Genomic DNA, 24,420 nt, shown 5'->3' with positions numbered 1-24,420 from the left:
TGAACCTTGCGCGGCGGCGGCTGTCTTGGGCGTGGCGGCGATCACACCATGCTTGGCTACAATCGCGCACCTGCCTGAAGTCACTGGACCTTTCGTTGCCCCTGTCGCCCGCCCCGCGATCGCGCCTGCCCTCTGCCCCCGCCACCGGCCGCTCCCGCGCGTGGCTGGCGGCGACCGTGCTGGCCTGCGCGCTGCTGGGCAGCGCCGGTGCCGGTGCGCAAAGCCAGCGCGAGACCGAGCGCAAACTGCAGCAGCTGCGCGACGAACTCAAGACCATCAGCGCCGACCGCCGCGCACTGGAAGGCAAGCGCGGCAATGCCGCCCAGCAGCTGCGCCAGGCCGATGAGAAGGTGGCCAAGACCTCGCGTGCGTTGAGCGAGACCGAATCGGCGATGCGCGAGCAGGAACAACATCTGGGCACGCTGCAGCAGGACCGTGCGCAGCTACAGCGCGGCCTGCAGAACCAGCGCGTGCAGCTGGCCGCCTTGTTGCGGGCGGCCGATCAGGTCGGCCGCAACGCGCCGTTGAAGGTGCTGTTGTCGCAGGACACCGTGGGCAATGCCACGCGCATGCTGGCCGATCATCGCTACGTGCAGAACACGCGCGCGCAACGCATCCAGGCGCTGGCCACGCAGCTGGATGCGCTGGCGAAGGTGGAGCAGGACATCGCCAACCGTCGCCAGATACTGGATGCGGCACGTGCGCAGCAGAAGGCGCAGGCCGCGTTGCTGCAGAAGGATCGCTCGCAGCAGGCGGCGACCGTTGCGCAGCTGGACGACCGCTACAAACAGCGCGCCGAGCGCGAGAAAGCCCTGGGCCAGGACGCCAGGTCGCTGGAGCAGCTGCTCGCCAATCTGCGTGCGGCCGCCGCCAAGGCCGAGGCCGAACGCCGCGCGGCCGCCAAACGCGCCGCCGCCGAAGCCGCCGCGCAGGCAAAACGCGGCAAGACCGAGCGCCTAGAGCGTCCCGGCAAGACCCCGCCCAAGGTCATCGCCAGCGCGCCGGCACTCAAGGTCGGCGGCCTGAGCTGGCCGGTGTCGGGCAACCTGCTAGCGCGCTTCAACGCCACCTTGCCGGACGGCCACACCAGCAAGGGCGTGCTGATCGGCGCGCCCAAGGGCAGCACCGTCACCGCAGTGGCCGACGGCACGGTGGTGTTCTCCGACTGGATGACCGGCTACGGCATGATCCTGATCGTGGACCACGGCAACGGCTACATGAGCCTGTACGCGCACAACGACACGCTGTTGCGCGATGCCGGCGCGTCGATCAAGCGCGGCGAAGCGGTGGCCAAGGTCGGCAGCTCGGGCGGGCAGGGTGTGCCGGCGCTGTACTTCGAACTGCGCCGCAACGGGCAGCCGGTGGATCCGTCGAGCTGGTTGCAGCGGCGCTGAGTGCGGCGCACGCCGCGTGCGTGCCGGTGCATGACCGGCTCCATCCCTTGCCTTGCCAAGTCAACGCGGATTTACCGCGGCTTCGCGCATAATCCAAATCGCTCCGTTGCGGGGCGTCTCATCTCTTTGTCGGAGTGCTTCATGCGCGTAGCCGTCCTGTCCGTTGCCCTGTCGCTGGCGTTGTTCGCCTCACCCGGTTGGGCGCAGAAAGCCAGTCCCGCCGCCGCCCAGACCACTGCGGACGACCCGGAAGCCAACGAAGCCGCCGTCTCCAAGGTACCGCTGGATGAGATCCGCCGTTTCGTGGCGGTGTACAACGCGGTCAAGCAGGCCTACGTCGATCCGGTCGAAGACAAGAAGCTGATGCACGCCGCGGTGCGCGGCCTGCTCTCGGATCTGGACCCGCACAGCACTTACTTCGACAAGGAAGATGCCGAAGCCTTCGACGAGCAGGCAACCGGCGCCTACGACGGCATTGGCGTGGAATTGCTGCAGCAGCAGGACAACACGCTCAAGGTGATCGCGCCGATCGACGACACCCCGGCCGCGCGCGCCGGCATCCGCGCCGGCGATGTCATCGTGGCCATCGACGGCAAGCCGATCGACGCCAGCAAGGCGATGGAACCGCTGCGCGGCGAATCCGGCAGCAAGGTCGTGCTGACCATCGTGCGCGACAAGGCGCCCAAACCGTTCGATGTGACCCTGCAGCGCGAGACCATCCGCGTGGCCAGCGTGCGCAGCAGGCTGCTGGAACCGGGCTATGGCTACATCCGCATCAGCACCTTCCAGGCCGACACCGGTGCCGACTTCCAGAAAAACCTCAAGCAGCTGCAGGCCGGCGGCAAGTTGCGCGGGCTGGTGCTGGACCTGCGCAGCAACCCGGGCGGCCTGCTGACCTCGGCGGTGCAGGTGGCCGACGACCTGCTCGACAAGGGCAACATCGTCAGCACGCGCGGGCGCATTTCCATCAGCGATGCCAAGTTCGATGCCACCCCGGGCGATCTGCTCGGCGGCGCACCGGTGGTGGTGCTGGTGGACGCCGGCTCGGCCAGCGCCTCGGAAGTGCTGGCCGGGGCGCTGCGCGACAACCAGCGTGCGCGCATCATCGGCAGCCGCACCTTCGGCAAGGGCTCGGTGCAGACCGTGCTGCCGCTGGACAACGGCGACTCGGTCAAGCTGACCACCGCGCGCTATTACACCCCCAGCGGCAAGTCGATCCAGGCCAGCGGCATCGTGCCGGAAGTGCTGCTCACCCCGGAACCGCAACCGGGCGACGCCGACGTGCCGGCCAGCCTGACCGACTTCAGCGAAGCCACGCTGCCGGGCCATCTGCGTGGCGATGCAGAAGGCGAGGAGGGCTACACAGCCGGCGACGTCCTGCCGGGCGATGGTCCGATCGCCTCCGCGCTGGCCGAGCTCAAGCAGCCCGGCTCGGCGGCCAAGGCGCAAGCCGCGCTCAAGGCCAAGGCGCAGGCAGCGCAGAAGGCCAAGGCCGCCAGGACCGCAGCCGAGCCGAAGCCGGCCGCGCGCCCGGCAGCGACCGACAAGCCCAAGCCTGCCGACAAGCCGAGCGAACCGGCTGAGAAGGCCAAGCCTGCGCCGCCGGCGGAACCGGCCGCGCCTGCGCCGGCCGAACCGGTCAAGTAAGCCGGCCACAGCGCAGCGGGTGAATCCCCCGCTGCGCGCCAGGCCCGATCGAGACGCGTCGGCACTGCCACGCCACCTGCACGCATCCCTGGATCACCCGGCCACCACAGCGCCGGCGGGTTTGGCCAATGAGGCGTTCGTAGGAGCGACCCCGGTAGCGACAAGCCCCCCCAATCGCACGATCACCCCTTCTTCAAACACGCGCTATCGCGCAATCGCCAACGCCTCGGGATTGACCAGGTTGCGCGGCGTACCGGCGGCAAACGCCAGCACGTTGTCGAACGCCGCTTCGAAGTACAGCGCATAGCTGTCGCGTTCCACGTAGCCCAGATGTGGCGTCGCCAGCACGCGCGGATGCTGCAGCAACGGGTCGCGCGGATCCAGCACCGGCTCACGCTCGAATACATCCACCGCCGCCTGCGCCGGCCGGCCCGCATCCAGCGCGGCCAGCAATGCGCCGGGCGCGATCAGCTCGGCGCGGCTGGTGTTGACCAGCAACGCATCCGGGCGCATCCACGCCAGATCCTGCGCGCTGATCTGGTGGCGGGTCTGCGCGGTCAGGCGCCGATGCAGCGACAACACATCGCTGCGTTCGAACAGGTCCTGCCGGCTGGCGGCAACGTCGAAGCCATCGCGCGCAGCCTGCGCGCACGAGGCCTCGCCGCCCCACACCAGCACCTGCATGCCGAACGCACGCCCGAAGCCGGCCACGCGCTGGCCGATCCGCCCATAACTCCAGATACCCAGCGTGCGCCCGTGCAACGCGCGCCCCAGGCCGGGATCGCCCAGCGCCTGCCAGCGGCCCTGATGCAGCGCGCGCTGGTACTCGCCCAGGCGCCGGCTGGCCGACAGGATCAGCGCCCAGGTCAGTTCGGCTGGCGCCACCGGCGAACCGACGCCTTCGGCCACCGCCACCCCGAACTCGGTGCACGCGGCCACATCCACATGCGCGCCCACCCGGCCGGTCTGGCTGATCAACCTGAGTCGCGGCAATCGCCGCAGCAGCGTGGCGTCCACGCGGGTGCGTTCGCGGATCAGCACCAGCGCATCGGCTTCGACCAGCCGCTCGGCCCATTCGTTGGGGTCGGTGGCCAGCGCGCCCAGCACCTGCACATCGTGGCCGTGCAGGCGCTGCAGGCAGGGCAGGTGACGCACGGCGCCCTGATAATCATCGGGCACCAGGATGCGCATCAGCGCGGCTTGGTCGGCAGCGGGAACGGCGTGACCACCTTGTCGCCGGTGGTGGCATCGCGGATCACCGACTGGCCTTTTTTCTCGACTTCCTCGATGCGCACGATGCTCTGCATCGGCAGGTGCAGCGTCTTGGTGTTGCCGAACTCTTCGCGCAGGCGCTCTTCGGTGGGATCGACAACCAGCCCGTCGTGCACGTCGAACACCAGCTCGCCGATCTGGTTGAAGCCCCACAGATGGCTGCCGGTGACCTGGCGGGCGTAGAGCTCGTACACCTTGCCGTGATTGAGGAAGGTGACTTTGTACAGGGGCTTGGACATGCGGCGATTATAGGCGCGCCACCGTGCCGCGACGCAGCGCGCGGCTGGCGCAACACAGCGCCCGGTGCGCCTTGCCCCGACTGGCGCCGCGCTAGAACCCGTGGCGTTTGCGCAGCCGCCGCGCGATCGCCGCGCGCACGTACAGCCCGTAGACGATGCCGAATACGAACCCGGCGATATGCGCCGACCACGCCACCATGCCGAAGGCCGGGCCGATATAGGCGAACACCACCTGCAGCAGCGCCCAGGCACCGATCAGCAACGGCGCCGGCACCCGGATGAATTCCAGAAACACCCCCAGCGGCAGCACCACGCCCAGCTTGGCGCCGGGAAACAGTGCCAGATAGGTGCCGATCAATGCCGACACCGCGCCCGAGGCACCGATGATCACCCGGTCCGGCGTGCCGATCGCGAAGATCGCCGCCAGGTTGGAGGCCGCGCCGCCGACCAGGAACAGCAACAGCAGGCGCCACGGCCCGAGAATGCGCTCGGCCGGCAGCCCGAAGATCAGCAGGAACACCAGGTTGCCGAGCAGGTGCGACCAGTCGGCATGCAGGAACAGCGCGGTGAACAGCCGCAGCACGCTACCGTCGCGCAGCGTCGCCCACCAGTCGCCCAGGTTGGACACGCCGCTGGACAGCGCGCCCCAGTCCAGCCATAGCGTACTGCGCGCTTCGCCTGGCCGGCTGATCGACCACAGATAGGCCAGCCAGACAGTTGCGAACAGCAACGGCACTGCCCAGCGCGGGGTGGGTTTCTTGCGGGAGGGCAGAGAGACGAACATGAAGAGTGGCACTTTAGCGGGTTCACGCTCCTGAACCCATCCCTAACCTGTCCAGCCGATCAAAACGTGCCTCGTTATTGTTCGGTTAATTGTGGTGGGTATACTGCGTACGGCGTCGTATGTCGGGGGGGGGTCTCCGGCGCGCCCCAGCAGCCACCTGGCGCTGGGCGCGGGCGCTGTACCGACCACTGCAGTCTTTATCCGGAGAGCACCACCTTATGTCTACCGCTTCCACTCTCAGCCGCGCCACCCTGTTGGCCGTCGGTATTGCCGGCGTACTGGCCGTTGGCCAGGCCCACGGCGCCGCCTTCCAGCTGAAGGAAAACAGCGCCAAAGGTCTTGGCCGCGCCTTCGCAGGTTCGGGCAGCGCCCCGGACGACGCTTCGATCATCGCCAACAACCCGGCCGGCATGCGTCAGCTGGACGGTCGCCTGTTCCAGGCCGACGTCAGCGCCATCAGCTTCTCGGCCAAGTTCCAGCCCGACACCGCCACCTACGCCAACGGCGCCCCGGTCTCCGGCGGCAATGGCGGCGACGCCGGCATGATCGCGCCGGTCCCGGCGATGTATTTCCATGTGCCGTTCGGCGAGAACGACAACATGCACCTGGGGACCTCGCTGACCGTGCCGTTCGGCTTCAAGACCGAATACGACCGCAACTGGGTCGGCCGCTACCACGGCACCAAGACCGAGCTGCAGGCGATCGACCTCAATGTCGCGTTCTCCTACGACGTCAACCCGTACGTGTCCTTCGGTGCCTCGGTGTTCGCCGAGCGCCTGGATATTGACCTGGCCAATGCGGTCGACTTCGGCAGCGTGCTGGCCGCGCGCCGCGTGCCGGGCTTCGCACCGGGCAGCGCCGATGGCTACTCGCGCATCAAGGGCGACAGCACTGAAGTGGGCTTCACCCTCGGCGGCTTGTTCAGCATCGACGAGAACACCCACATCGGTTTCAGCTACCGTTCGCAAGTGGATCACAAGATCACCGATGGCGATGCGGACTTCACGGTCCCGGGTGGCCCTGCCGCGGTTCTGGCCGCCGCCGCGCCGGGCACCTTCGTCGACACCAAGGGCCGCGCCACCGTCAGGCTGCCGGCCAGCGCCACCGCCAGCTTCACCCACAACGTGAACGAGCAGTGGTCGATCATGGCTGACGTCACCCGCACCGCCTGGAGCAAGTTCGACCAGGTGACCGTGGACTTCGCCTCCAACCAGCCCGATAGCGTGCTGGACTTCTCCTACCGCGACACCACCTTCGCCTCGATCGGTGCCGACTACCGCATGAGCGAGACGCTGACCCTGCGTGGCGGCCTGGCGTACGACCAGACCCCGACCACCGCCGAGCACCGCGACGTGCGCGTGCCGGATGCGAGCCGCAAGTGGGTCTCACTGGGTCTGAGCTGGCGTCCGTCGCAGCAGGCCGAATACAACTTCGGTTACACCCACCTGTTCACCAGCGACCCGACCAGCGATACCCGCAGTGCCACCGGCGACCGCCTGGCGGGCAGCTACAAGGTGAAGGGCGACGTGCTGGCCGCTTCGGTCAACTACAAGTTCTGATCGTCGTAGCACCACGCGTGTAACGAAAAACCCCGCTACGGCGGGGTTTTTCTTTGCTGCCTTGCGCGCGCTGCCACGCGCGTCGCAAGCCGGCGGCCGATTGCGGCTGCGCAAGTTCACCCAGCGCCATCGCAATGGCGTACTGGCTCGCGTGGCGAGCGCGTGGTGCATGCTGAGGCGCTGTCTTCTGGGCGCCGCAGCGCTGAAGCATGCAGCGGCGATGCCTCATGGCAATGCACCGACCGAGGCCGCGTACGCCGCCGGGCGCGCTGTGCAGGCGGCAGCGCAGATTGCTATGGTCGTGCGCATGAGCCAACCCGACTTCATCCAGATCACCGACAACGCCGTCTCGCGCGAGGATTGCGTGGCGATCGTACAACGCATGCGCGACAGCCAGCAGCTGCATCCCGGCCGCATCGGTGGCGGCGTGTTTCCCGAACTCAAACACAGCCGCGACCTCCGCATCAGCGGCGTGGCTGACTGGGCGGCGGTGGAAAACCGCCTGCAGCAAGCCGTGTTCGAAGGCGTGCTGACCTATCTGCGGCACTATCCACAAGCCCTGATCTCGCCGCTGATGCTGCAGGTCACCACCGCCGACGGCAGCCCGCACCGGCTGGTGGCCGAGGACATCGCGCAGATGAGCGACCAGGCGCTGGGCGATCTGGCCCGCACCTGCCTGCGCCCGGGCGCGATCAACCTGCAGTGGTACACCGCCGACCAGGGCGGCTATCCGTACTGGCATTGCGAGCTGTATCCACGCGATGCCAGCGCCGACACGCTACACCGGCATCTGCTGTGGACGCTGTACCTCAACGACGAGTTCGAACAGGGCGAGACCGAATTCCTGTTCCAGCAGCGCAAGGCCCGCCCGCGCACCGGCAGCCTGCTGATCGCCCCCACCGCCTTCACCCACACCCACCGCGGCAACCGCCCGGTCGGCGGCGACAAGTTCATCGCCACCAGCTGGATCCTGTTCCAGTCGGCGAGTGCCTTGTACGGCGGGGATTCGTGATTGGGGATTAGGGATTAGGGATTGGTAAGGGCAGGTCACTGAAGTGCGTCGGCTGTTACGAATCCTCAATCCCAAATCCCCAATCCCCGCCCCTAGAACAGACTGCCTTGCGGCGATTGCGGCACCGGCTTGGCCGGCGGCGCGGGGCGGCGGAACTTGGTCGTGTCCAATGCCGGCATGTCGCGTGCGTCGAAACCGCTGCGGCGGTGGGCCAGGGCGAAACGGCGTGCCAGCAACTCCGCGTAGACCCCCTGGCCGCGCAGGCGTGTGCCGAAGGTGCTGTCGTAATCCTTGCCGCCGCGCAATTGCTGGATCGTACTCATCACATGCCCGGCGCGTTGCGGGTGATGGGTCTGCAACCAGTCGCGGAACAGCGGCGCCACCTCGTGCGGCAGCCGTAGCAACACGTAGCCGGCACTGTGTGCGCCGGCGTCGGACGCGGCCTGCAGGATCGCCTCCAGCTCGTGATCGTTGATCCACGGGATCACCGGCGCGGCCATCACCCCGACCGGCACGCCGGCCTCGTGCAGCGCCCGCATCGCACGCAGGCGGGCATGCGGTGCGGACGCGCGCGGTTCCAGCCTGGCCGACAGACGCGGGTCCAGCGTGGTCACCGAAAAATGCACGTTGACCAGGCCCTCGCGTGCCAGCGGTGCGAGCAGGTCCAGATCGCGCGTGACCAACGCATTCTTGGTGATCAGCGTGAACGGGTGCTGCGTCTCCCACAGCACCTCGATCAGGCGCCGCGTCAGTGCGCGTTTGCGCTCGATCGGCTGGTAGGCATCGGTGTTGATGCCCAGTGCGATCGGGCTGGGCACATAGCCCGGGCGCGACAGTTCGCGGCGCAGCAGCTCCGGCGCATTGGTCTTGGCGAACAGCTTGGTCTCGAAATCCAGCCCGGGCGACAGATTGAGATAGGCATGCGAGGGCCGTGCAAAGCAGTAGCTGCAACCATGCTCGCACCCGCGATACGGATTGACCGATTGCGAAAAGCCGATGTCAGGCGATTGATTGCGGCTGATGATGCTGCGCGCGGTTTCCTCGGTGACCTGGGTACGCAACGCCGGCGCGGCGAACTCCTCGCCGTCGTCGGCGTACCAGCCATCGTCCACCGGTTGTTGGGTGGTGGTTTCGAAGCGTCCGGGCAGATGGCCGGTCGCACCACGGCCCTTGATCGCAGTTGCCATCGCGTCATCGTACGGCCGGCAGGTCTCAGGCAATGCGACCAGGCGCGCGCCACGATGAAGCTTTCAGACCCGGCGCGGCGATCGCGTTGGCCGCACGGTCACCGCAGCGGTGCCTGCGGCCCGTAGAATCCGCGCATGCTCGCATCCGTACAGGGCGCGTGGGACTGGCTGGCCACCATTCCCCACCTCGAAGCGCTTCTCCTCGCCGCCTACGTGCTGTACCTGCTATGGATCGCCGGCTGGATCGTGCTGCAGAAGCGCGAGCCGGTGGCTACGCTCAGCTGGGTATTGTCGCTGGCCGCTTTGCCGTATCTGGGCCTGCTGATCTATTACTGGCTCGGCCCGCAGAAGGTCAAACGCCAGCGGCTGCGGCGCGGCCGCTCGCGCTCGGGCATGGAGAGCTACAGCAGCGTCTGCCCGCCGGACGCCGACTGCACCGAGCTGGCCAAGATCGCCCAGTCCACCACCGGGCTGGCTCCCAGCAGCGCCACCGAGGTGCACTGGCTGGTGGATGGCGCGGCCACCTATGCGGCCATCATCGAGGCCATCCGCGGTGCACGCGACCATATCCATCTGCAGTACTACATCTTCCAGCCCGACCACAGCGGCACCGCGATCTGCGATGCGCTGATGGAGCGCGCACGCGCCGGGGTCAAGGTGCGCCTGCTGATGGATGCGGTGGGCTCGTCGGCGATGACCCGGCGCAGCTTGCGGACGCTGCGCGCGGCCGGGGTGGAGACTGCATGGTTCCATCCATCCCAGCTGCTCAAGCCGTTCAAGCGGCCGTGGTTGAACCTGCGTACCCACCGCAAGGTGGTCGTGGTCGACGGCAGGATCGGCTTCACCGGTGGCATCAACGTCACCGACGAAGAAAACGAGCAGGTCCGCAGCGATGCCTATCGCGACCTGCATGTGCGCCTGCAGGGCCACGTGGTGCGCAGCCTGCAGCTGGTATTCCTGGAAGACTGGTTGTACGCCACCGGGCAGGGCCGCGCCGCCTTCCACGGCCAGCAGCTATGGCCCGAAGACGTGCCGAGCCGCGCGCAAGGCGATGTCGATGCGCAGGTGCTGATCTCCGGGCCGGATTCGTCGTGGGAGTCCATCCACCGGCTGATGGTCGCTGCGATCCACGAAGCCCGGCATCGGGTCTGGTTGGTGACGCCGTATTTCGTCCCCGGCGAGGCCGCGCGCATGGCGCTGACTTCGGCCGCATTGGGTGGCCTGGACGTGCGCCTGCTGGTGCCGCGCGTTAGCGACTCGCGTCTGGTCACCTACGCGGCACGTTCGTATTTCGACGAGTTGCTCGAGGCGGGCGTGCGCATCTACGAATACGGCCCGCGCATGCTGCACACCAAGGCGCTGCTGGCCGACGATGAGGTCTGCATCGTCGGCAGCGCCAATTTCGACAGCCGCAGCTTTCGCCTGAATTTCGAGCTGTCGATGCTGTTCCGCGACCAGGCGGTGGCTGCCGAACTGGCCGGTTTGATCGACGCCGATCTGCAGCAGGCGCAGGAAGTGCGATTCGCCCGCCACCGGCCGTTGTGGCGCTCGCGGCTGCCCGAAGCCTGCGCACGGCTGCTGTCACCGCTACTCTGAGCCGCAGCGCCGCGCCCACGTGGAACCATGTGGGGCGCGGCGCTACACTGCCGCCACTGATCGGGGAGCTCGTCATGCACTGGCTGTTTCTGCTTATGGCATTGGGTGCGCTGGTGCTGGCCTTCAGCACGCCGCACGTGTGGTTGCTGGTGGCCTCGCTACTGGTGGCGCTGCTGCTGCTGTTGCTGTGGACGCGCGGCTGGTTCGCCTCGCGCATGGGCGATACCCAGCGCGACACCAGCAGCCTGATCGACCCGGCCGAGCTGCGCCGCCTGCGCGAGATCGCCGAAGCCCGCAAGGCGGCCGCCCTCAACGCCACGCGCGATGGCGAGCCGCAGGCCTGAGACCGACGCAGTGACCACCCAGCTCAGCGTCAACGTCAACAAGATCGCGGTGTTGCGCAATTCGCGCGGCGGCCCCGATCCGGATGTGGTGCAGGCCGCACGCACCTGCATTGGCGCCGGTGCGCACGGCATCACCGTGCACCCGCGTCCGGACCAGCGGCATATCCGTGCCGACGATGTGGTCGCGCTGAGCGCGTTGACGCGCGAGCACGGCGTCGAATTCAATATCGAAGGCAACCCATTCGCGCCACCGCGCGGCGGCTACCCGGGGCTGCTGGAGTTGTGCCGGGCCACGCGCCCCGAACAGATCACATTGGTCCCGGACGGCGACGGGCAACTGACCTCCGACCACGGCTTCGATTTTGCCCAGGACCCCGCGCAACTCGCGGCGTTGATTGCCTCATTCAAGGCGCTGGGTGCACGCGTCAGTTTGTTCGTCGATGCCGGTAATCCCGATATCGCTCAGGCGGCGCTGCTCGGTGCAGACCGTATCGAGTTGTACACTGGTCCGTATGCGCAAGCGCATTCGAACGGGCAGCCGGGGGCGGCATTCGCGTTGTTTGCCGGGGCAGCGCAGCGCGCCAGCGCCGCAGGTCTGGGCATTAATGCCGGGCACGATCTGTCGCAAGGCAACCTTGCCGACTTTCTCAACGCTGTCCCCGGCGTGCTTGAAGTGTCGATCGGCCACGCGCTGATTGGCGAGGCTTTGTATCAAGGGTTGGATGCGAGCGTGCGTGCGTATCTGACGATACTGCGCAGCGCATCGGTTGACGTTTGAGATACTCAATCAAATAAGCACGTGTATCGAAAACGACGGCGCTGACCGCGATACTGCGGCGCGGTCTGAGTTCGAAGTCGCATGGACCTCTGGATTCCCGCGCGCTCCATTCCTGCCCCGCGTCTATACGCGCCTGACGACCGCTCGCTACGTTTTTATTTACTTTAAAGCGACTGAACGCTGTAAAAATCATTATCTACATAGAGGCAGAGTTTCTCTGCCCGGATGAATTATTAACTCCATTAGTTATTGCACAAGACTGATGCGATCAGCCTGCGCATTTTTTGCCGCATCCAACACCTTGGCCATCACCGCGTACTCCGCATCGGCACTGACGGCAATCCGCAGTTCCGGCTGATTTCCAGATGTTTCGCGCATCTGTTCGGTCAACCGCAGCTGCAACTCCTGCAGTGCCACCGGGCTGGAATTCCAGAACACCTGACCACGGGTATCCACACGCAATGCGATCGGTGCAGGCGGCTCCAACTATCGCTGTGGTGGGTCGTTGTGCTGCGGCAGATCCACCGTGCTTGGTCGCGTCAACATCGACACGGTGACGATAAAGATGATCAACAACACCAACATGACATCCACCAGCGGCGTGACATTGATCTCCGCCAGCGGTCCACGATTGCCTGCCGTACTGAAAGCCATGACTGCCTCCTGTGCTATGAGCGTGGGTGCTGCACGCTCGAGCATACACCTGGTCGGCATCGAGGGAAGGGCAAGGCAGAGCAGACTTATCTGGCGGGCCGAGTCCCGACGCGTACAGTTGCGACTTGCCGCTGCAACTCCGACGGTTTGCTTGCGCGGACGACCTGAGGGTCACTGCATGCATCACTCGCCCGGTGCCCGGGAAACCGATATTAACGTCCTGGCAAACAGCCGGCCCCCGTCCGTGCGTGTCGAACACAGCGGCAGCAAGCACCGATTGATCGAGCATAAAAAAACGCCACCGTTTCCGGTGGCGTTGCAGTCGCGTCATGACTGTTGTGTTGCGGTCTTGCGATGTCTTACTGCATGAAGCCGATTTTCTTCATCTGCGAGTTCTTCGCCGCAGCCAAGACCTTGGCCATCACTTCGTACTCCGCATCTTCATTGGCGTCGATGCGCAGTTCCGGCTGATTGGTCGGATCGGCCTGCACCACTTCTTCCATCTTCTGCTGCAACTGCGCGACCGGGGTCGGGCTGTTGTTCCAGAACACCTGGTTGCTGGCGTCGATCCGCAACTCGATCGGCGGCGGCGGTTCGGTCGTCTGCGGTGGCGGGTTGAGCACCCGCTGCGGCAGATCCACGGCGATCGGGTAGGTCATGATCGGCGCGGTCACGATGAAGATGATCAGCAGCACCAACATCACGTCCACCAGGGGCGTGACATTGATGTCGGCCATTGGGCCGCGGTTTCCACCGGTACTGAATGCCATGGCTTACTGCCCCTTCTCTTTGGTTGCGACGAAGCCGACGTCCAACATGCCCTGACCCTGCGCGATCTTGGTGATCTCGTTGATCGTACGCATCTTGGTCGTGCGGTCGCCACGCAAATTGAGCGGCGGCTGCGGTGTCTGCTGTGCGGCGGTGGACAGGCGCGATTCCAAGGCTTCCTTGGAAATCGGCTCGTCGTTCCAGTACAGCGACCCGTCTTCCTTGACGGCCAGGGTGATCGGCGCGGCGCGTTTCTCCGCATCTTCCTTCTGGATCAGGTTGGCCTCTGGCAGCTCCACCTTGACCTTATGGGACATCAGCGGTGCCGTAATGATGAAGATGATCAGCAGCACCAACATCACGTCCACGAGGGGCGTCACGTTGATGTCGGCCATCGGGCCACCGCTGTTTCCACTACTGAAGGCCATAACGGGCTCCGTCTAAATCGTTGCGAAGTCGTTCTTTACTACGGATTAGCGAACGCGCGAACCAGTGGCGAAGAAGTCGTGCAGGTCGTGGGCAAAGGTGTCGAACTTGGCGATCACCGAGCTGTTGACCTTGGAGAAGAAGTTGAACGCGAACACGGCCGGGATGGCGACGAACAGACCGATCGCGGTCATGATCAGCGCTTCACCCACCGGGCCGGCAACGGCGTCGATGGAGGCCGAACCGGTAGCACCGATCTTGATCAGCGCACCATAGATGCCCCACACGGTACCGAGCAGACCGACGAACGGCGCGGTCGCACCGACGGTGGCCAGCAGGGTCATGCCGGACTGCAGCTTGGTGCTTTCGCGGGTCACGGCCTGACGCAGGGCGCGATCGACGAATTCCGAGCGGCTCAGGCTCTCGCCCAGGCCACCGGTGCTGCCTTCGGCGCGCTGGTGGTGAGCAGCAGCCTGCGCTGCGTCCAGTGCGATCTTGGAGAACGGCTCGGAAGCCGGCTGCTCTTCCATGGCACGGATGGCGTCCTGTGCATTCGGGGCATCCCAGAACGCGGTGGTGACGCGGTCAGCCGCGCTCTTCAGGCGGGTGGCACGGAAGATGTTGATGACGGTCCAGTACCAAGAGGCAGCGGACATGGCGATCAGGGTGATCAGAACGACCCAGGACACGGCGAAATCGCCGGGGCTGGACGTCATTTCAGTGATCAAGTGCTCGAAGCCCATCTGCGACAGGGCGGCCGACGGATTGGAGCCCCCTGCAGCGGCGGCGATAAAGAATTCCTGCAGCATGACGCTTACCTTTGTTGTGTGTGGTGATGAAGGGTGGAGCGAAAGGAAGACAGGATCCTGGGCCGACCGTGGCCGGCCCGTGGGATCAGTTCAGAGCAAAGTTGACCGGGACGCGAACACGTCCGGCGGCTTTCTGCCCGTTGACAGTGGAGGCGTTGAACTTCCACTTGCGTGCTGCGTCCATCGCGGCACGGTCAAGGTCGCGGTTGCGGCTGGACTTTTCGACCGACACGTTGGTCACGTTGCCGCTTGCGTCCACATCCACGATCAGGATGACCTCACCTTGGACACCGGCACGGAATGCAGCCGGCGGGTATTTCGGCGGGTTCATGTTCTTGGACGAGATATCGACACTGGCGCCGATGTCACTCGGCGGTTGCGGCGGAGCCGGCGGGCTCGGCGGCGTGACGATATCGCTGGGACGCGGTTCGGGAACATCGACGACCGGGGCTTCCGGCGGCGGCGGAACCGGTGACGGCTTCGGCGGCGACAGATTCTTGACCGGCGGCGGCGGCTTGTCTTCCGGCGGCGGCGGCGGCGGCGGCGGCGGGGGAGGCGGCGGTGCATCCACCAAGGTGACCATGGTGGTGCGCTCCTTCTCAGCCGGAGCCTTCGGCGCCACTGCAGGGATCAGCAACATCATCAGTGCAGTGAGGTGCAAGGCAATTACAAAAGCAATGCCGATAATGCGGGCCCAGCTCAGACCCTGGTTCCCGGCATCATAGTCATGCCTGTGGATAACGAGTTGTTCCGTCATGCGCCAATGGCTCTTTCAGTGGGGGCCCCGGATCACGGTGATGATCCCCAGGTTTTCGGACGGCTTTGACACCGCAGGAACCCCCAAGCTTATACCAATCCCGAGTCCTGTAACCACTAAAAACACAGGGATTTCGGGGGTTTATTTTCTTTTTACTTCAGATTGATGATCTTCTTGGCGTCATCGGGTTTTTTGACACCCTTGGCGATTGCCTGCTGCGCGGCCTGCTTGGCCTCCGGGATGCGACCTTCCGAATGCAGCACCTTGGCCAGATTCAGATAGGTCTCACCGTCCTTGGAAAGCGGTGCGGCCTTCTGCCAATTCTCGATCGCCTTGGGCACGTCTTCGCTGTAGTAATACGACTGCGCCAGCGCAAGGTATGTCTGATAATCGGGTTTGAGGATGCCTTTTTGCATACCTTCATTGATGACCGCGATGACGTCCTTTTCCTTGTTCTCGGTGTTGGCGTAGATGGAATACAACTGCTTGTACTCCTTTTCTTCGGTCAACTGCCCGGCAGCGCGCAGCTTGTCCATCACTGCGGCGGCCTCGTCCATCTGATCGGCTTGCATATACATGCTGGCCAGGTTGAGCTGAGCCTTCTTGTCGTTGGGCGTCTTGGCGGCAAGCGCTTCGGCGGCGGCCACCGCTTCACCGGTCTGGCCGGCTTCGGCGTAGGACGCCATCAGCAACTGGTTCCAGGTGTCCTTCGGCTCGGGCGAGGCGGCGATGGCCTGCTTCAGCACCGGAATGGCTTCCTTGTAGCGTTCGGCCTGGTACAGCGCCTGACCCTTGAGGATCAGGTCTTCCGGACGCTGCGACTTGCTCTCTTCCAGATACTTGTCCAGCGTGGCCAGACCTTCGGCCTGTTGGTCGTCCTGCATCTGCAACTGGGCCAGCATCAGCATCGACTGGAACTGGCCGTTGTTGTCCAGCGCATTGAGGCCGATCGCCTGCTGCAGGTACTTCTTGGCAGCGGCGGTGTCGTCCATGTTGTACGCCGCCTGGGCGGCCAGCTGCGAGGCCAGCGCCTTGTCGGCTTCATTGGCCGAGCCATTGGCGATGATCTCATCGGCCTGGGTGCGGACGGCCGGGAAGTCTTCGCCCTTGTTGAAGGTTTCGATCAGCTTCTGCAGCTTGCTGCCCAGCTTGGACGAGGGCTTGATCGTCGGCGCGGCGCGGGTGGACTGCGGATACAACTCTTCGGCCTTGCCGTTGCCCTTGGACTTGCGGCTGGCGCGCTCGGACGAACGATCCGACTGCGCGACCGCGTCGGCGACAACAGCCCCGCCCAGCGATGCGGCGATGAACAGGGACAACAGGGCTTGCTTGCGGTTGAGCAGTTTCATGTTTCACCTCGGACGAGCCGCCGTCGGGCGGTACGGAAAGCGGAATAGACGCTGTACGAAAAATCTGAGCCGGCAAACTTAGCAGAAAGTCTCAGTTCCCGAAAACGGTTTCCATGCTGTGTTGCGACATTCGGTACGTGCGCGCTGGGATATCAGCCGCAACGCGGTACACGCCCGTCCTGTCGCGCCTGCCGGTAAACCGGTTGGAGTTGATCGACGTCTGCCTGGAGTTCGCGGATGCGATTGGCGGGGTCGGGGTGAGTGGACAGCCACTGCGGCTGGCGGTTGCCGCTGGCCGCCATCATGTTCTGCCATAACGTGACCGCCTGGGCAGGGTCGAAACCGGCCTGGGCCATCAGGCGCTGGCCGACCACATCTGCCTCGCTCTCCTGCGTGCGTGAGCCCGGCAGCAGGAACACGGTCTGGGCGGTCATCCCGCCGACCTGGTTGATGGCACTGGCCGCGCCGTCGCCATAGGCCGCCCCGGCAAGCGCGCCGATGATGCCCAGGCCGGTCTGCGCGCCGAGCTGGCGGGTGATGCGCTCTTCGTGATGGCGGGAGATCACATGGCCGATTTCGTGCCCGAGCACGGCGGCCAGCTGATCCTGCGTCTTGGCGACGGTGAAGATGCCGGTGTTCACGCCGACCTTGCCACCGGGCAAGGCAAAGGCGTTGGCTTCGTCATCGACAAACAGCGCGGTTTCCCAACGGGTTTCTCGCCACTGCGGCGGCAGCTGCGCCACCAAGGCGTTGACCACGCACTGCACGTAGGCGCTCTGCTTGCCATCGGTGCTGACTTTTTCCTTGGCCTTGGTCTGCGCGAACGACTCGGCGCCGAGTTTGTCGAGCTGGTCCTGCGTGACGCCTCCCACCACCTGTCGGCGGCCGGTCGGCGAAGTTGTGGTGGCACATGCCGCCAGTGCAAAGACGGCAACAACGATCAACAGCTTGGCTTTCATCCAATCCCCCTTGAACCCTGGGGACATTTTGGCAGGCTCGTCTTAACTTTTCGTCAATCCGCTCAGCCGACGCCAAAAAAGTACAGCGCCGCCAGGGCGGTGGCATTGTTGACGCCATGCGCCACGATCGGTGCCCACAGCGTGCCGGTGCGCCAGTACAGCCATGCGAACGCCGCACCCATGCTGCCGTAGACCAGCCACAGTTGCGCGATGGCAGCCGGGCCGTTGCCACTGACGCCGGGCACTTCGTGCACCAGCGCAAAGATCGCACTGCTCAGCGCAATGCCCAGCCAGGGCCGGCCGGCGGCGAGCAGGCGGCCGAACAAGACGCGTCGGAACAGCAACTCTTCGTACGCCGGGGCGATCGCCACGGCAAACACCACCAGCGCCAGCGGCCATTGCTTGATGGCTTCTTCCATCAGCGGCAGGTTGGTCGGCACCGGTTTGATGCCCAGCGCGGACGCCGCGACGCTGACCAGATTGCTGAGCAGGAACACGCCAACCGCGATCAGCGCGGTCCAGCCCCAGGTGGAGGCACGCCTTGCAGCGGCGCGCGAGGCCCGGTGTTCGTCTGCGCTGGCTCGGCGGCGCCAGTAGTACAGCAGCAGCGCCGGTGATGCTGTACTGACCAGTGCGGTAAGCAGTTGCACCAGCACGCCGGGCTGGCCGATCGCGGCCATGATCTCGCTCGAGGACAGCGTCAGGCCCTGCGCTTTGGCGGCCTGCGCGGCACCGACGCCGCGGAACATGCCCCAGAGCGCAAATCCGGCCACGCTCAGCGTCAGCAGCATGCCAGTGGCGATCAGCACATCGATGCCGAAGCCCAGCAATGGCGGCAGCAGCGGGGCGGTGCCGGCAGCCGGCGTCGGTGCCGGCCTCGGGGAAGGATCTGCGCTCATCGTCGTCCTGAAAAAAACCGCAGGCGTCGGCGCAGCGCCAAAGCGATGCGCCGGCGGGCGACGGTGGCTCAGATGTCCAGGTTGGACACCTTTAGCGCGTTGTCCTCGATGAAGTCGCGGCGTGGCTCGACCACATCGCCCATCAAGGTGCTGAAGATCTGATCGGCGGCCACGGCATCTTCGATACGCACCTGCAACAGGCGGCGCGTGTCCGGATTGACCGTGGTTTCCCACAGCTGTTCGGCATTCATTTCGCCCAGGCCCTTGAAGCGCTGTACCTGGCGGCCCCGCTTGGCCTCTTCCAGCAGCCAGGCATGCGCCTGGGCGAAGGTGGTGATCGGATGGGTCTTGTTGCCACGCACGATCTGCGCGCCTTCACGGACCAGGTCGTGCAGAGCCAGCGAGACGTCGCGCAGCGGACGCAGCTCGCCGCTTTCGAACGCACCCATCGGCAGCACCTGGGTGAATTCCTCACCCATGTGCCTGCGCACCGCCACCAGCGATGCCGAGGCGCTGTCGGTAGCCGGGTCGAAACGCAGCTGGTAGCGCGGCGTACCCAGGGTGCCGCGGTTGAGCACTGCCTGCAGCGCATCCAGGGTGGGATGCACCTCGCCTTCGGCCTGCAGCTTATCCACATCCAGCGGCGGCAGGTCGATCAACGCGGTGAGCAGCGCCGGGTCGTAGCGGTGTGCGTTGCGCGCGATCGCCTCGTTGGCGCTGGTGAACAGCATCAACAGCTTCTCCAGCGCCTCGCCGGTGATCGGCGGCTCGTCAGTGGCGGGGATCAACGCCGCGCCTTCGACCGCGTTGCTGGCCAGGTAAGAGTTGAGCGCCGCGTCGTCCTTGAGATACAGCTCGCTCTTGCCCTGTTTGAGCTTGTACAGCGGTGGCAGACCGATGTAGATGTAGCCGCGTTCGATCAGCTCCGGCATCTGCCGGTAGAAGAAGGTCAGCAGCAGGGTCCGGATGTGCGAGCCATCGACGTCGGCGTCGGTCATCAGGATGATACGGTGATAACGCAGCTTGTCCGGGTTGTACTCGTCGCGGCCGATGCCGGTACCCAGCGCGGTGATCAGGGTGCCGACCTGGTCGGAGGCCAGCATGCGGTCAAAACGCGCGCGTTCGACGTTGAGGATCTTGCCGCGCAGCGGCAGCACCGCCTGATTCTTGCGGTTGCGGCCCTGCTTGGCCGAGCCACCTGCCGAGTCACCCTCGACGATGAACAGCTCGGACAGCGCCGGGTCTTTTTCCTGGCAGTCGGCCAGCTTGCCGGGCAGGCCGGCGATGTCCAGCGCACCCTTGCGGCGGGTCAGGTCGCGCGCCTTGCGGGCGGCTTCACGCGCGCGGGCGGCGTCGACGATCTTGCCGGTGATGGCCTTGGCTTCGTTCGGATTCTCCTGCAGAAACTCCTGCAGGCGCGCACCGAAGGCGTTTTCCACCGCCGGACGCACATCCGAGCTGACCAGCTTTTCCTTGGTCTGCGAGGAGAAGCTGGGGTCGGGCACCTTCACGGAAAGCACCGCGATCATGCCTTCGCGCATGTCGTCGCCGGTCAGTGCGACCTTGGCCTGCTTGGCGATGCCGTTCTGCTCGATGTAGTTGCTGAGCACCCGCGTCAGCGCGGCGCGGAAACCGGCCAAGTGGGTGCCGCCATCCTTCTGCGGGATGTTGTTGGTGAAGCAGTACATGGTTTCCTGGTAGGCGTCGGTCCATTGCAGGGCCACGTCCACCACGATGCCATTGTGCTCGCCGGTCACCGAGATCACGTTCGGGTGCAGCGGCGACTTGAGCTGCGCCAGATGCTCGACGAAGCTGCGGATGCCGCCCTCGTAGTGGAAATCGTCGCGGCGGCCGTCGCCGCGCTCGTCGATCAGGGTGATCTTGACGCCCGAATTGAGGAACGACAGCTCGCGCAGGCGGCGCGCCAGGATGTCGTAATGGAACTCGACGTCACTGAAGATCGCCACGGCCGGTTTGAAGCGCAGCGTGGTACCACGCTTGGTCGAGGCTTCCAGCTGCTTGAGCGGGTACTGCGGCTCGCCCAGCGCGTATTCCTGCTGGTAGTGGAAGCCGTCGCGCCAGATGTCCAGCCACAGGTGTTCGGACAGCGCATTGACCACCGACACGCCCACACCGTGCAGGCCGCCGGACACCTTGTAACTGTTGTCGTCGAACTTGCCGCCGGCGTGCAGTACGGTGAGGATCACCTCGGCTGCGGAGACGCCTTCTTCCTTGTGGATGTCGACCGGCACGCCGCGGCCGTTGTCGGAGACCGCAACCGAGCCATCGACCAGAATCTTGACCAGGATGTCGTCGGCATGGCCGGCCAGGGCTTCGTCGACCGAGTTGTCGACCACCTCGAACACCATGTGATGCAGGCCGGTGCCGTCATGGACGTCGCCGATGTACATGCCGGGGCGCTTGCGGACGGCTTCCAGGCCACGCAGCACGGTGATCTTGCTGGAGTCGTAGGTGCCGTTGGGGGTGGGCGAGGTGTTCTGTTCGTCGGTCATGCGTGTGCCGTTAGCTCCACAACACGGGCGTAGGCGGCAGGAGCCGCATCGCACCGTGGGAAAAGGGGGATAGCCCGGAAATTATACCAGTCGGCCCACCTGCGCCGCCGACGGTTACGCGGAGTGCGTCAGCACGGCCACAGTGCCGTGTTCCACGTGGAACCGATGCAGCAGCTTGCCGGATTCGGCCAAGCCGGGCGGAATTTCGGTTGCGGTGATCAGCACCTGCGCCGGCGCGGACGCCAGGCGCTGCAGCACGCGTGCCTGGTGGTGGCGGTCCAGCTCCGAGCCAAGGTCGTCCAGGGCGATCACTGGCCACTCGCCACGCTCATGGGCGAAGTCTTCCGCCTGCGCCAGCAGGCAGGCGAGGGCGGTGAGCTTTGCCTGGCCCCGGGAGAGCGCATCCTTGCCCGGCAGTGCATCGAAGGCAGGCGCCCAATCGGCACGGTGCGGCCCTTGCGAGGTGTAGCCGTTCTGACGATCACGCTCGCGTGCCAATAGCAGCGCGTCGGCAAGTGACACTTCATGGCGCTTCCAGCCCGGTGCGAACGTCAGCGCGGATAGCCCGAGCGACGGGGCGATCGCGGTTGCGACCGGAACCAGTCGCTCCTGCAGGCGCTCCAGATAGCGAAGACGACGCGATGTCAGCGTTTCGCCAGATTCGGCGAGTTCATGATCCCAGGCATCCAGCATGCGTGGCTGTGCGCCCTGCTTGAGCAGGGCATTGCGCTGTTTGAGCGCCCGCGCGTATCGCCGCCACAGCGCCAGGAAGTCAGGTTCCACGTGGAACAGCCCCCAGTCCAAGAAGCGCCGGCGCGGCTCACCACCACCGCTGATCAACACATGGCTGCCAGGTTCGAAGGTCACGACAGCCAGCGCGGCACACAAAGCGCCCAGCTGGGCGACAGCTTCGCCGTCCAGCCGGCCGGTCCATTCCTGGCCGCTGTGGCGCAGTCCCGCCCGCCGCGTGCGTTCCCCAATCGCGGCGGTTCCCTCGCGCCACTCCACGAAGACTTCCAGATCGCTGGCACCTTGCTGGATCAGCCCGTCACGTACACGGCCACGAAAGCTGCGGCCATAGGCCATCAGATGCAACGCTTCCAGCACGCTGGTCTTGCCCGCGCCGTTATCGCCGGTCAGCAGGTTCAAGGAACTGGCGGGGTGGAGGTCGACGGTCTCGAAACGACGAAGTCGATGGATGGACAACCGCACTACGTGCATCGATCGGTCTGCTCTGCGCTGTGATCCGGCATCCCGGTCGGAGCGGAGGATACGTGATCGATGCGGGTCCTGCCCATGCAGGCGTGAAGCGACCCAAGGGACAGGCAGGGGACAACCTGTGGATAAAAAGCAGACCTGAGCAACCTCTGCCGCTTACCCACAGGTTATTGACCCCTCCACAGGGGTCTAACCACAGGGTTTCGAAGTACAAAACAGATTTAAAAACAAGCACATAGGGTGGTTTCCGGCGAAATCTGGCCCTACCATCACCACCAAGCTCTTAAATTATTTATAGATTTAAAAGCAAAGCTCAATGTGCATAACTCAAAAAAACGGCTTGAGGACGCTCAAGTCAGACGCAGCTATACGTCCTGGCTCGGATCGAACCACTTCGCTTTTGATGAACTGGTTCAGGCTAATACCCATGCGGGTGACTTCGCTGGACGACAAAACCGCAGCGCTCATGACTGCCGAATCTCACTAAGGCTGCGACAAAGCCAACTTTTTCAATGTTGGTTGGTGACACGAGGAGAACCACGTTGTTCCACGTGCACGCCGTTGACCTGCCAACAGGGTCTTCGTGACTCGATAGGTCCCGGGTGGGTAGCCTACTTGCGCGGAGCACACCGACCTCACGTGGCACTGTCTTTAGGCAAGACAGCTCACTGATCCTTTGGGATGCCTGAAATCACAGATTGGCAAAGCATCCGTGCCGGCGACAGCCGCGCACCAGGCTTTTGCCCCTCTTTTTTTGATATCGCTCGCCTACGAACTTGCGCCCGTCAATCCAAGCAAATGAACTAATGCGCTTGTGCGATCGTTGAAGTCTGACTACCCGGGAGTGGCGTCTATCGAACCGTCCTTGGCTCGGTGATCGTGCGGCACTGCTACTCCGAGGATCCTGCCCGAAGGCAGAGCAGCTCCGGCTATGGCACCAAGGCATCTGGACATCCAATACCAGCGCAAAGCGGACGCCCAAAGACGCTCAAGCCTCCCAAAGCCTTACACCGCAACGAACCCAACGCTCTCGATCTCCAAAACGAAAAAGCCCGGCTGTCGCCGGGCTCTTCGTGTTCCACGTGGAACTGGGCGTCAGAGGCGCAGCGGCATCACCACATGGCGCGACTTCTCGCTACTAGCCTCGCGCACGAGCGCCGACGAGTTCGCATCGCGCAGCTGAATGACTACGTGCTCGTCGCGCAGTGCAGACAACGCGTCCAGCAGATAGTTCACATTGAAGCCGATCGCCAGGTCGTCGACCTTGGTGTCGGCTTCGACCTCTTCCTGCGCTTCTTCCTGCTCAGGATTGTGCGCGCTGATCTTCAGCTGACCCGGCGACACTTCCACCCGCACGCCGCGGTACTTCTCGTTCGACAGGATCGCCGCACGTTGCAGAGATGCGCGCAGTGCCTCACGGTCCACCTTGACCTCGCGGTCGGCGCCGATCGGAATCACCGCCTCGTAATCCGGGAAGCGGCCGTCGATCAGCTTGGAGGTGAAGGTCACATCGCCACGCTTGACGCGGATATGGCTACGACCGACTTCCAGCTCCACTTCGCGGTCTGCCGCTTCCAGCAAGCGCAGCAACTCGGTTACGCCCTTGCGCGGCACGATGATCTGGCGCTTGGCACCGCCGGATTTCTCCAGCTCGGTCTCGCACAGCGCCAGACGGTGGCCGTCGGTGGCCACGCAACGCAAAAGACCCTCGCGCAGGTCGAACAGCAAGCCGTTGAGGTAATAGCGCACGTCCTGCTGGGCCATGGCGAATGCGGTGCGCTCGATCAGCTCCTTCAATGCCGCTTCCGGTACTGCAACGCGCTCGGTGGCTTCAACTTCGTCTACCGACGGGAAATCGTTGGCAGGCAGCGTGGCCAGGGTGAAGCGGCTACGCCCGGCCTGCACCGTAACCTTGTCGCCGGTCTGCGAGATGGTGACGCGGCTGCCGTCGGGCAGGGCACGCAGGATGTCGAACAACTTGCGCGCCGGAATCGTGGTTTCGCCGTCCTGCGCGTCTTCCACCATCGTGCGCGAGATCATTTCCACTTCCAGGTCGGTACCGGTCAAGGAGACCTGTCCGTCCTTGACCTGCACCAGCAGATTGGCCAGAACCGGCAGGGTTTGACGGCGTTCGACCACATTGACCACCTGGGCCAATGGTTTGAGGAAGGCTTCGCGCTGCAGTGTAAAACGCATGTGGTTCCGTGCCCCTATGCTTTAAAAGATAATGGAATAAATCAAAAGCTTGGTGGTGAT

The 24,420-nt window shown here is 64.9% G+C and carries 21 protein-coding genes and 1 pseudogene; 7 read left to right on the top strand and 15 right to left on the bottom strand.

From position 1 onward, the window contains the following. Positions 1-95 precede the first annotated feature (95 nt). Positions 96-1,394, top strand: a complete 1,299-nt coding sequence (locus tag XarjCFBP7645_RS06405) for a murein hydrolase activator EnvC family protein (RefSeq protein WP_181126193.1) — start codon at positions 96-98, stop codon at positions 1,392-1,394. Between the two features lie 141 nt (positions 1,395-1,535). Further along, positions 1,536-3,041 (top strand): S41 family peptidase, encoded by a 1,506-nt coding sequence (locus XarjCFBP7645_RS06400; RefSeq protein WP_104536609.1) that lies wholly within the window; start codon positions 1,536-1,538, stop codon positions 3,039-3,041. Between the two features lie 204 nt (positions 3,042-3,245). Here the strand turns inward: XarjCFBP7645_RS06400 and XarjCFBP7645_RS06395 are convergent, their stop codons facing one another. The 3 genes from XarjCFBP7645_RS06395 to XarjCFBP7645_RS06385 form a co-directional block, all read right to left on the bottom strand. After that, the gene (locus XarjCFBP7645_RS06395) at positions 3,246-4,232 is read right to left on the bottom strand and encodes a D-2-hydroxyacid dehydrogenase family protein (RefSeq protein ID WP_104536608.1); all 987 of its coding nucleotides are present in this window, start codon (positions 4,230-4,232) and stop codon (positions 3,246-3,248) included. Continuing rightward, on the bottom strand, positions 4,232-4,552 hold the full coding sequence (locus tag XarjCFBP7645_RS06390; RefSeq protein WP_016901574.1) for a DUF1820 family protein: 321 nt from the start codon (positions 4,550-4,552) through the stop codon (positions 4,232-4,234). Before XarjCFBP7645_RS06390 ends, XarjCFBP7645_RS06395 begins: the two co-directional genes overlap by 1 nt. A 91-nt stretch (positions 4,553-4,643) precedes the next feature. After that, positions 4,644-5,336 (bottom strand): rhomboid family intramembrane serine protease, encoded by a 693-nt coding sequence (locus XarjCFBP7645_RS06385; RefSeq protein ID WP_104536607.1) that lies wholly within the window; start codon positions 5,334-5,336, stop codon positions 4,644-4,646. 218 nt (positions 5,337-5,554) lie between these two features. Here XarjCFBP7645_RS06385 and XarjCFBP7645_RS06380 point away from each other — a divergent pair, with 218 nt between their 5' ends. Together XarjCFBP7645_RS06380 and XarjCFBP7645_RS06375 are read left to right on the top strand one after the other, a co-directional pair. Beyond that, complete coding sequence (locus tag XarjCFBP7645_RS06380) at positions 5,555-6,895, top strand: outer membrane protein transport protein (RefSeq protein ID WP_104536606.1); 1,341 nt, start codon at positions 5,555-5,557, stop codon at positions 6,893-6,895. A gap of 307 nt (positions 6,896-7,202) precedes the next feature. Beyond that, the gene (locus XarjCFBP7645_RS06375) at positions 7,203-7,907 is read left to right on the top strand and encodes a 2OG-Fe(II) oxygenase (RefSeq protein WP_104536772.1); all 705 of its coding nucleotides are present in this window, start codon (positions 7,203-7,205) and stop codon (positions 7,905-7,907) included. A 92-nt stretch (positions 7,908-7,999) separates the two neighbouring features. On the opposite strand, the gene XarjCFBP7645_RS06370 is transcribed toward XarjCFBP7645_RS06375, so the two are convergent. Beyond that, positions 8,000-9,094, bottom strand: coding sequence for a PA0069 family radical SAM protein (locus XarjCFBP7645_RS06370; RefSeq protein WP_104536605.1), 1,095 nt, complete (start codon positions 9,092-9,094; stop codon positions 8,000-8,002). A 135-nt stretch (positions 9,095-9,229) separates the two neighbouring features. Between XarjCFBP7645_RS06370 and cls the strand changes: the two genes are divergently transcribed. The 3 genes from cls to XarjCFBP7645_RS06355 all read left to right on the top strand — a co-directional run bounded on the left by cls (position 9,230) and on the right by XarjCFBP7645_RS06355 (position 11,812). After that, positions 9,230-10,690 (top strand): cardiolipin synthase, encoded by a 1,461-nt coding sequence (gene cls / locus XarjCFBP7645_RS06365; RefSeq protein WP_104536604.1) that lies wholly within the window; start codon positions 9,230-9,232, stop codon positions 10,688-10,690. Between the two features lie 74 nt (positions 10,691-10,764). Next, positions 10,765-11,034, top strand: coding sequence for a hypothetical protein (locus tag XarjCFBP7645_RS06360; RefSeq protein WP_024939143.1), 270 nt, complete (start codon positions 10,765-10,767; stop codon positions 11,032-11,034). A 10-nt stretch (positions 11,035-11,044) separates the two neighbouring features. Beyond that, positions 11,045-11,812 (top strand): pyridoxine 5'-phosphate synthase, encoded by a 768-nt coding sequence (locus XarjCFBP7645_RS06355; protein ID WP_104536771.1) that lies wholly within the window; start codon positions 11,045-11,047, stop codon positions 11,810-11,812. A 246-nt stretch (positions 11,813-12,058) separates the two neighbouring features. Here XarjCFBP7645_RS06355 and XarjCFBP7645_RS06350 read toward each other — a convergent pair. The 11 genes and pseudogenes from XarjCFBP7645_RS06350 to dnaN all read right to left on the bottom strand — a co-directional run bounded on the left by XarjCFBP7645_RS06350 (position 12,059) and on the right by dnaN (position 24,360). Further along, positions 12,059-12,466 (bottom strand): annotated as a pseudogene (locus tag XarjCFBP7645_RS06350) (ExbD/TolR family protein). A 359-nt stretch (positions 12,467-12,825) separates the two neighbouring features. Continuing rightward, entirely contained in the window at positions 12,826-13,236 is a 411-nt protein-coding gene (locus XarjCFBP7645_RS06345) for an ExbD/TolR family protein (RefSeq protein ID WP_011035269.1), read from the bottom strand. Positions 13,237-13,239: 3 nt separating this feature from the next. Further along, on the bottom strand, positions 13,240-13,662 hold the full coding sequence (locus tag XarjCFBP7645_RS06340) for an ExbD/TolR family protein (protein WP_011035268.1): 423 nt from the start codon (positions 13,660-13,662) through the stop codon (positions 13,240-13,242). A gap of 45 nt (positions 13,663-13,707) precedes the next feature. Then, positions 13,708-14,469, bottom strand: a complete 762-nt coding sequence (gene exbB / locus XarjCFBP7645_RS06335) for a TonB-system energizer ExbB (protein ID WP_005912445.1) — start codon at positions 14,467-14,469, stop codon at positions 13,708-13,710. 85 nt (positions 14,470-14,554) lie between these two features. Continuing rightward, the gene (locus XarjCFBP7645_RS06330; protein WP_039518127.1) at positions 14,555-15,226 is read right to left on the bottom strand and encodes an energy transducer TonB; all 672 of its coding nucleotides are present in this window, start codon (positions 15,224-15,226) and stop codon (positions 14,555-14,557) included. Positions 15,227-15,378: 152 nt separating this feature from the next. Then, entirely contained in the window at positions 15,379-16,575 is a 1,197-nt protein-coding gene (locus tag XarjCFBP7645_RS06325; RefSeq protein ID WP_104536603.1) for a tetratricopeptide repeat protein, read from the bottom strand. Positions 16,576-16,727: 152 nt separating this feature from the next. Beyond that, complete coding sequence (locus XarjCFBP7645_RS06320; protein ID WP_104536602.1) at positions 16,728-17,534, bottom strand: M48 family metallopeptidase; 807 nt, start codon at positions 17,532-17,534, stop codon at positions 16,728-16,730. 62 nt (positions 17,535-17,596) lie between these two features. Next, the gene (locus tag XarjCFBP7645_RS06315) at positions 17,597-18,433 is read right to left on the bottom strand and encodes a CPBP family intramembrane glutamic endopeptidase (RefSeq protein ID WP_104536601.1); all 837 of its coding nucleotides are present in this window, start codon (positions 18,431-18,433) and stop codon (positions 17,597-17,599) included. Between the two features lie 68 nt (positions 18,434-18,501). Continuing rightward, positions 18,502-20,946, bottom strand: a complete 2,445-nt coding sequence (gene gyrB, locus XarjCFBP7645_RS06310; protein WP_104536600.1) for a DNA topoisomerase (ATP-hydrolyzing) subunit B — start codon at positions 20,944-20,946, stop codon at positions 18,502-18,504. 114 nt (positions 20,947-21,060) lie between these two features. Continuing rightward, positions 21,061-22,167, bottom strand: coding sequence for a DNA replication/repair protein RecF (gene recF, locus XarjCFBP7645_RS06305; protein ID WP_104536599.1), 1,107 nt, complete (start codon positions 22,165-22,167; stop codon positions 21,061-21,063). 1,092 nt (positions 22,168-23,259) lie between these two features. Continuing rightward, positions 23,260-24,360 carry a DNA polymerase III subunit beta gene (dnaN, locus tag XarjCFBP7645_RS06300; RefSeq protein ID WP_104536598.1) on the bottom strand — a complete coding sequence of 367 codons (1,101 nt, stop codon included), beginning with the start codon at positions 24,358-24,360 and terminating at the stop codon, positions 23,260-23,262. Between the last annotated feature and the right edge of the window lie 60 nt (positions 24,361-24,420).

The organism is Xanthomonas arboricola (assembly GCF_002940665.1).
GTDB lineage: Bacteria > Pseudomonadota > Gammaproteobacteria > Xanthomonadales > Xanthomonadaceae > Xanthomonas > Xanthomonas arboricola_B.
Note: the sequence above shows the minus strand (reverse complement) of the source record. Positions and strands in the feature narration are given on the sequence as shown.

Bases quoted from the DNA above. Each gene is read 5' to 3' on its own strand.
- XarjCFBP7645_RS06325 (WP_104536603.1), bottom strand. From the start codon at position 16,575: ATGAAACTGCTCAACCGCAAGCAAGCCCTGTTGTCCCTGTTCATCGCC.
- XarjCFBP7645_RS06400 (WP_104536609.1), top strand. From the start codon at position 1,536: ATGCGCGTAGCCGTCCTGTCCGTTGCCCTGTCGCTGGCGTTGTTCGCC.
- XarjCFBP7645_RS06395 (WP_104536608.1), bottom strand. From the start codon at position 4,232: ATGCGCATCCTGGTGCCCGATGATTATCAGGGCGCCGTGCGTCACCTG.
- XarjCFBP7645_RS06320 (WP_104536602.1), bottom strand. From the start codon at position 17,534: ATGAAAGCCAAGCTGTTGATCGTTGTTGCCGTCTTTGCACTGGCGGCA.
- XarjCFBP7645_RS06315 (WP_104536601.1), bottom strand. From the start codon at position 18,433: ATGAGCGCAGATCCTTCCCCGAGGCCGGCACCGACGCCGGCTGCCGGC.
- XarjCFBP7645_RS06340 (WP_011035268.1), bottom strand. From the start codon at position 13,662: ATGGCCTTCAGTAGTGGAAACAGCGGTGGCCCGATGGCCGACATCAAC.
- XarjCFBP7645_RS06380 (WP_104536606.1), top strand. From the start codon at position 5,555: ATGTCTACCGCTTCCACTCTCAGCCGCGCCACCCTGTTGGCCGTCGGT.
- XarjCFBP7645_RS06375 (WP_104536772.1), top strand. From the start codon at position 7,203: ATGAGCCAACCCGACTTCATCCAGATCACCGACAACGCCGTCTCGCGC.
- recF (WP_104536599.1), bottom strand. From the start codon at position 22,167: ATGCACGTAGTGCGGTTGTCCATCCATCGACTTCGTCGTTTCGAGACC.
- dnaN (WP_104536598.1), bottom strand. From the start codon at position 24,360: ATGCGTTTTACACTGCAGCGCGAAGCCTTCCTCAAACCATTGGCCCAG.
- gyrB (WP_104536600.1), bottom strand. From the start codon at position 20,946: ATGACCGACGAACAGAACACCTCGCCCACCCCCAACGGCACCTACGAC.
- XarjCFBP7645_RS06390 (WP_016901574.1), bottom strand. From the start codon at position 4,552: ATGTCCAAGCCCCTGTACAAAGTCACCTTCCTCAATCACGGCAAGGTG.
- XarjCFBP7645_RS06360 (WP_024939143.1), top strand. From the start codon at position 10,765: ATGCACTGGCTGTTTCTGCTTATGGCATTGGGTGCGCTGGTGCTGGCC.
- XarjCFBP7645_RS06370 (WP_104536605.1), bottom strand. From the start codon at position 9,094: ATGGCAACTGCGATCAAGGGCCGTGGTGCGACCGGCCATCTGCCCGGA.
- XarjCFBP7645_RS06385 (WP_104536607.1), bottom strand. From the start codon at position 5,336: ATGTTCGTCTCTCTGCCCTCCCGCAAGAAACCCACCCCGCGCTGGGCA.
- XarjCFBP7645_RS06345 (WP_011035269.1), bottom strand. From the start codon at position 13,236: ATGGCATTCAGTACCGGTGGAAACCGCGGCCCAATGGCCGACATCAAT.
- XarjCFBP7645_RS06330 (WP_039518127.1), bottom strand. From the start codon at position 15,226: ATGACGGAACAACTCGTTATCCACAGGCATGACTATGATGCCGGGAAC.
- exbB (WP_005912445.1), bottom strand. From the start codon at position 14,469: ATGCTGCAGGAATTCTTTATCGCCGCCGCTGCAGGGGGCTCCAATCCG.
- cls (WP_104536604.1), top strand. From the start codon at position 9,230: ATGCTCGCATCCGTACAGGGCGCGTGGGACTGGCTGGCCACCATTCCC.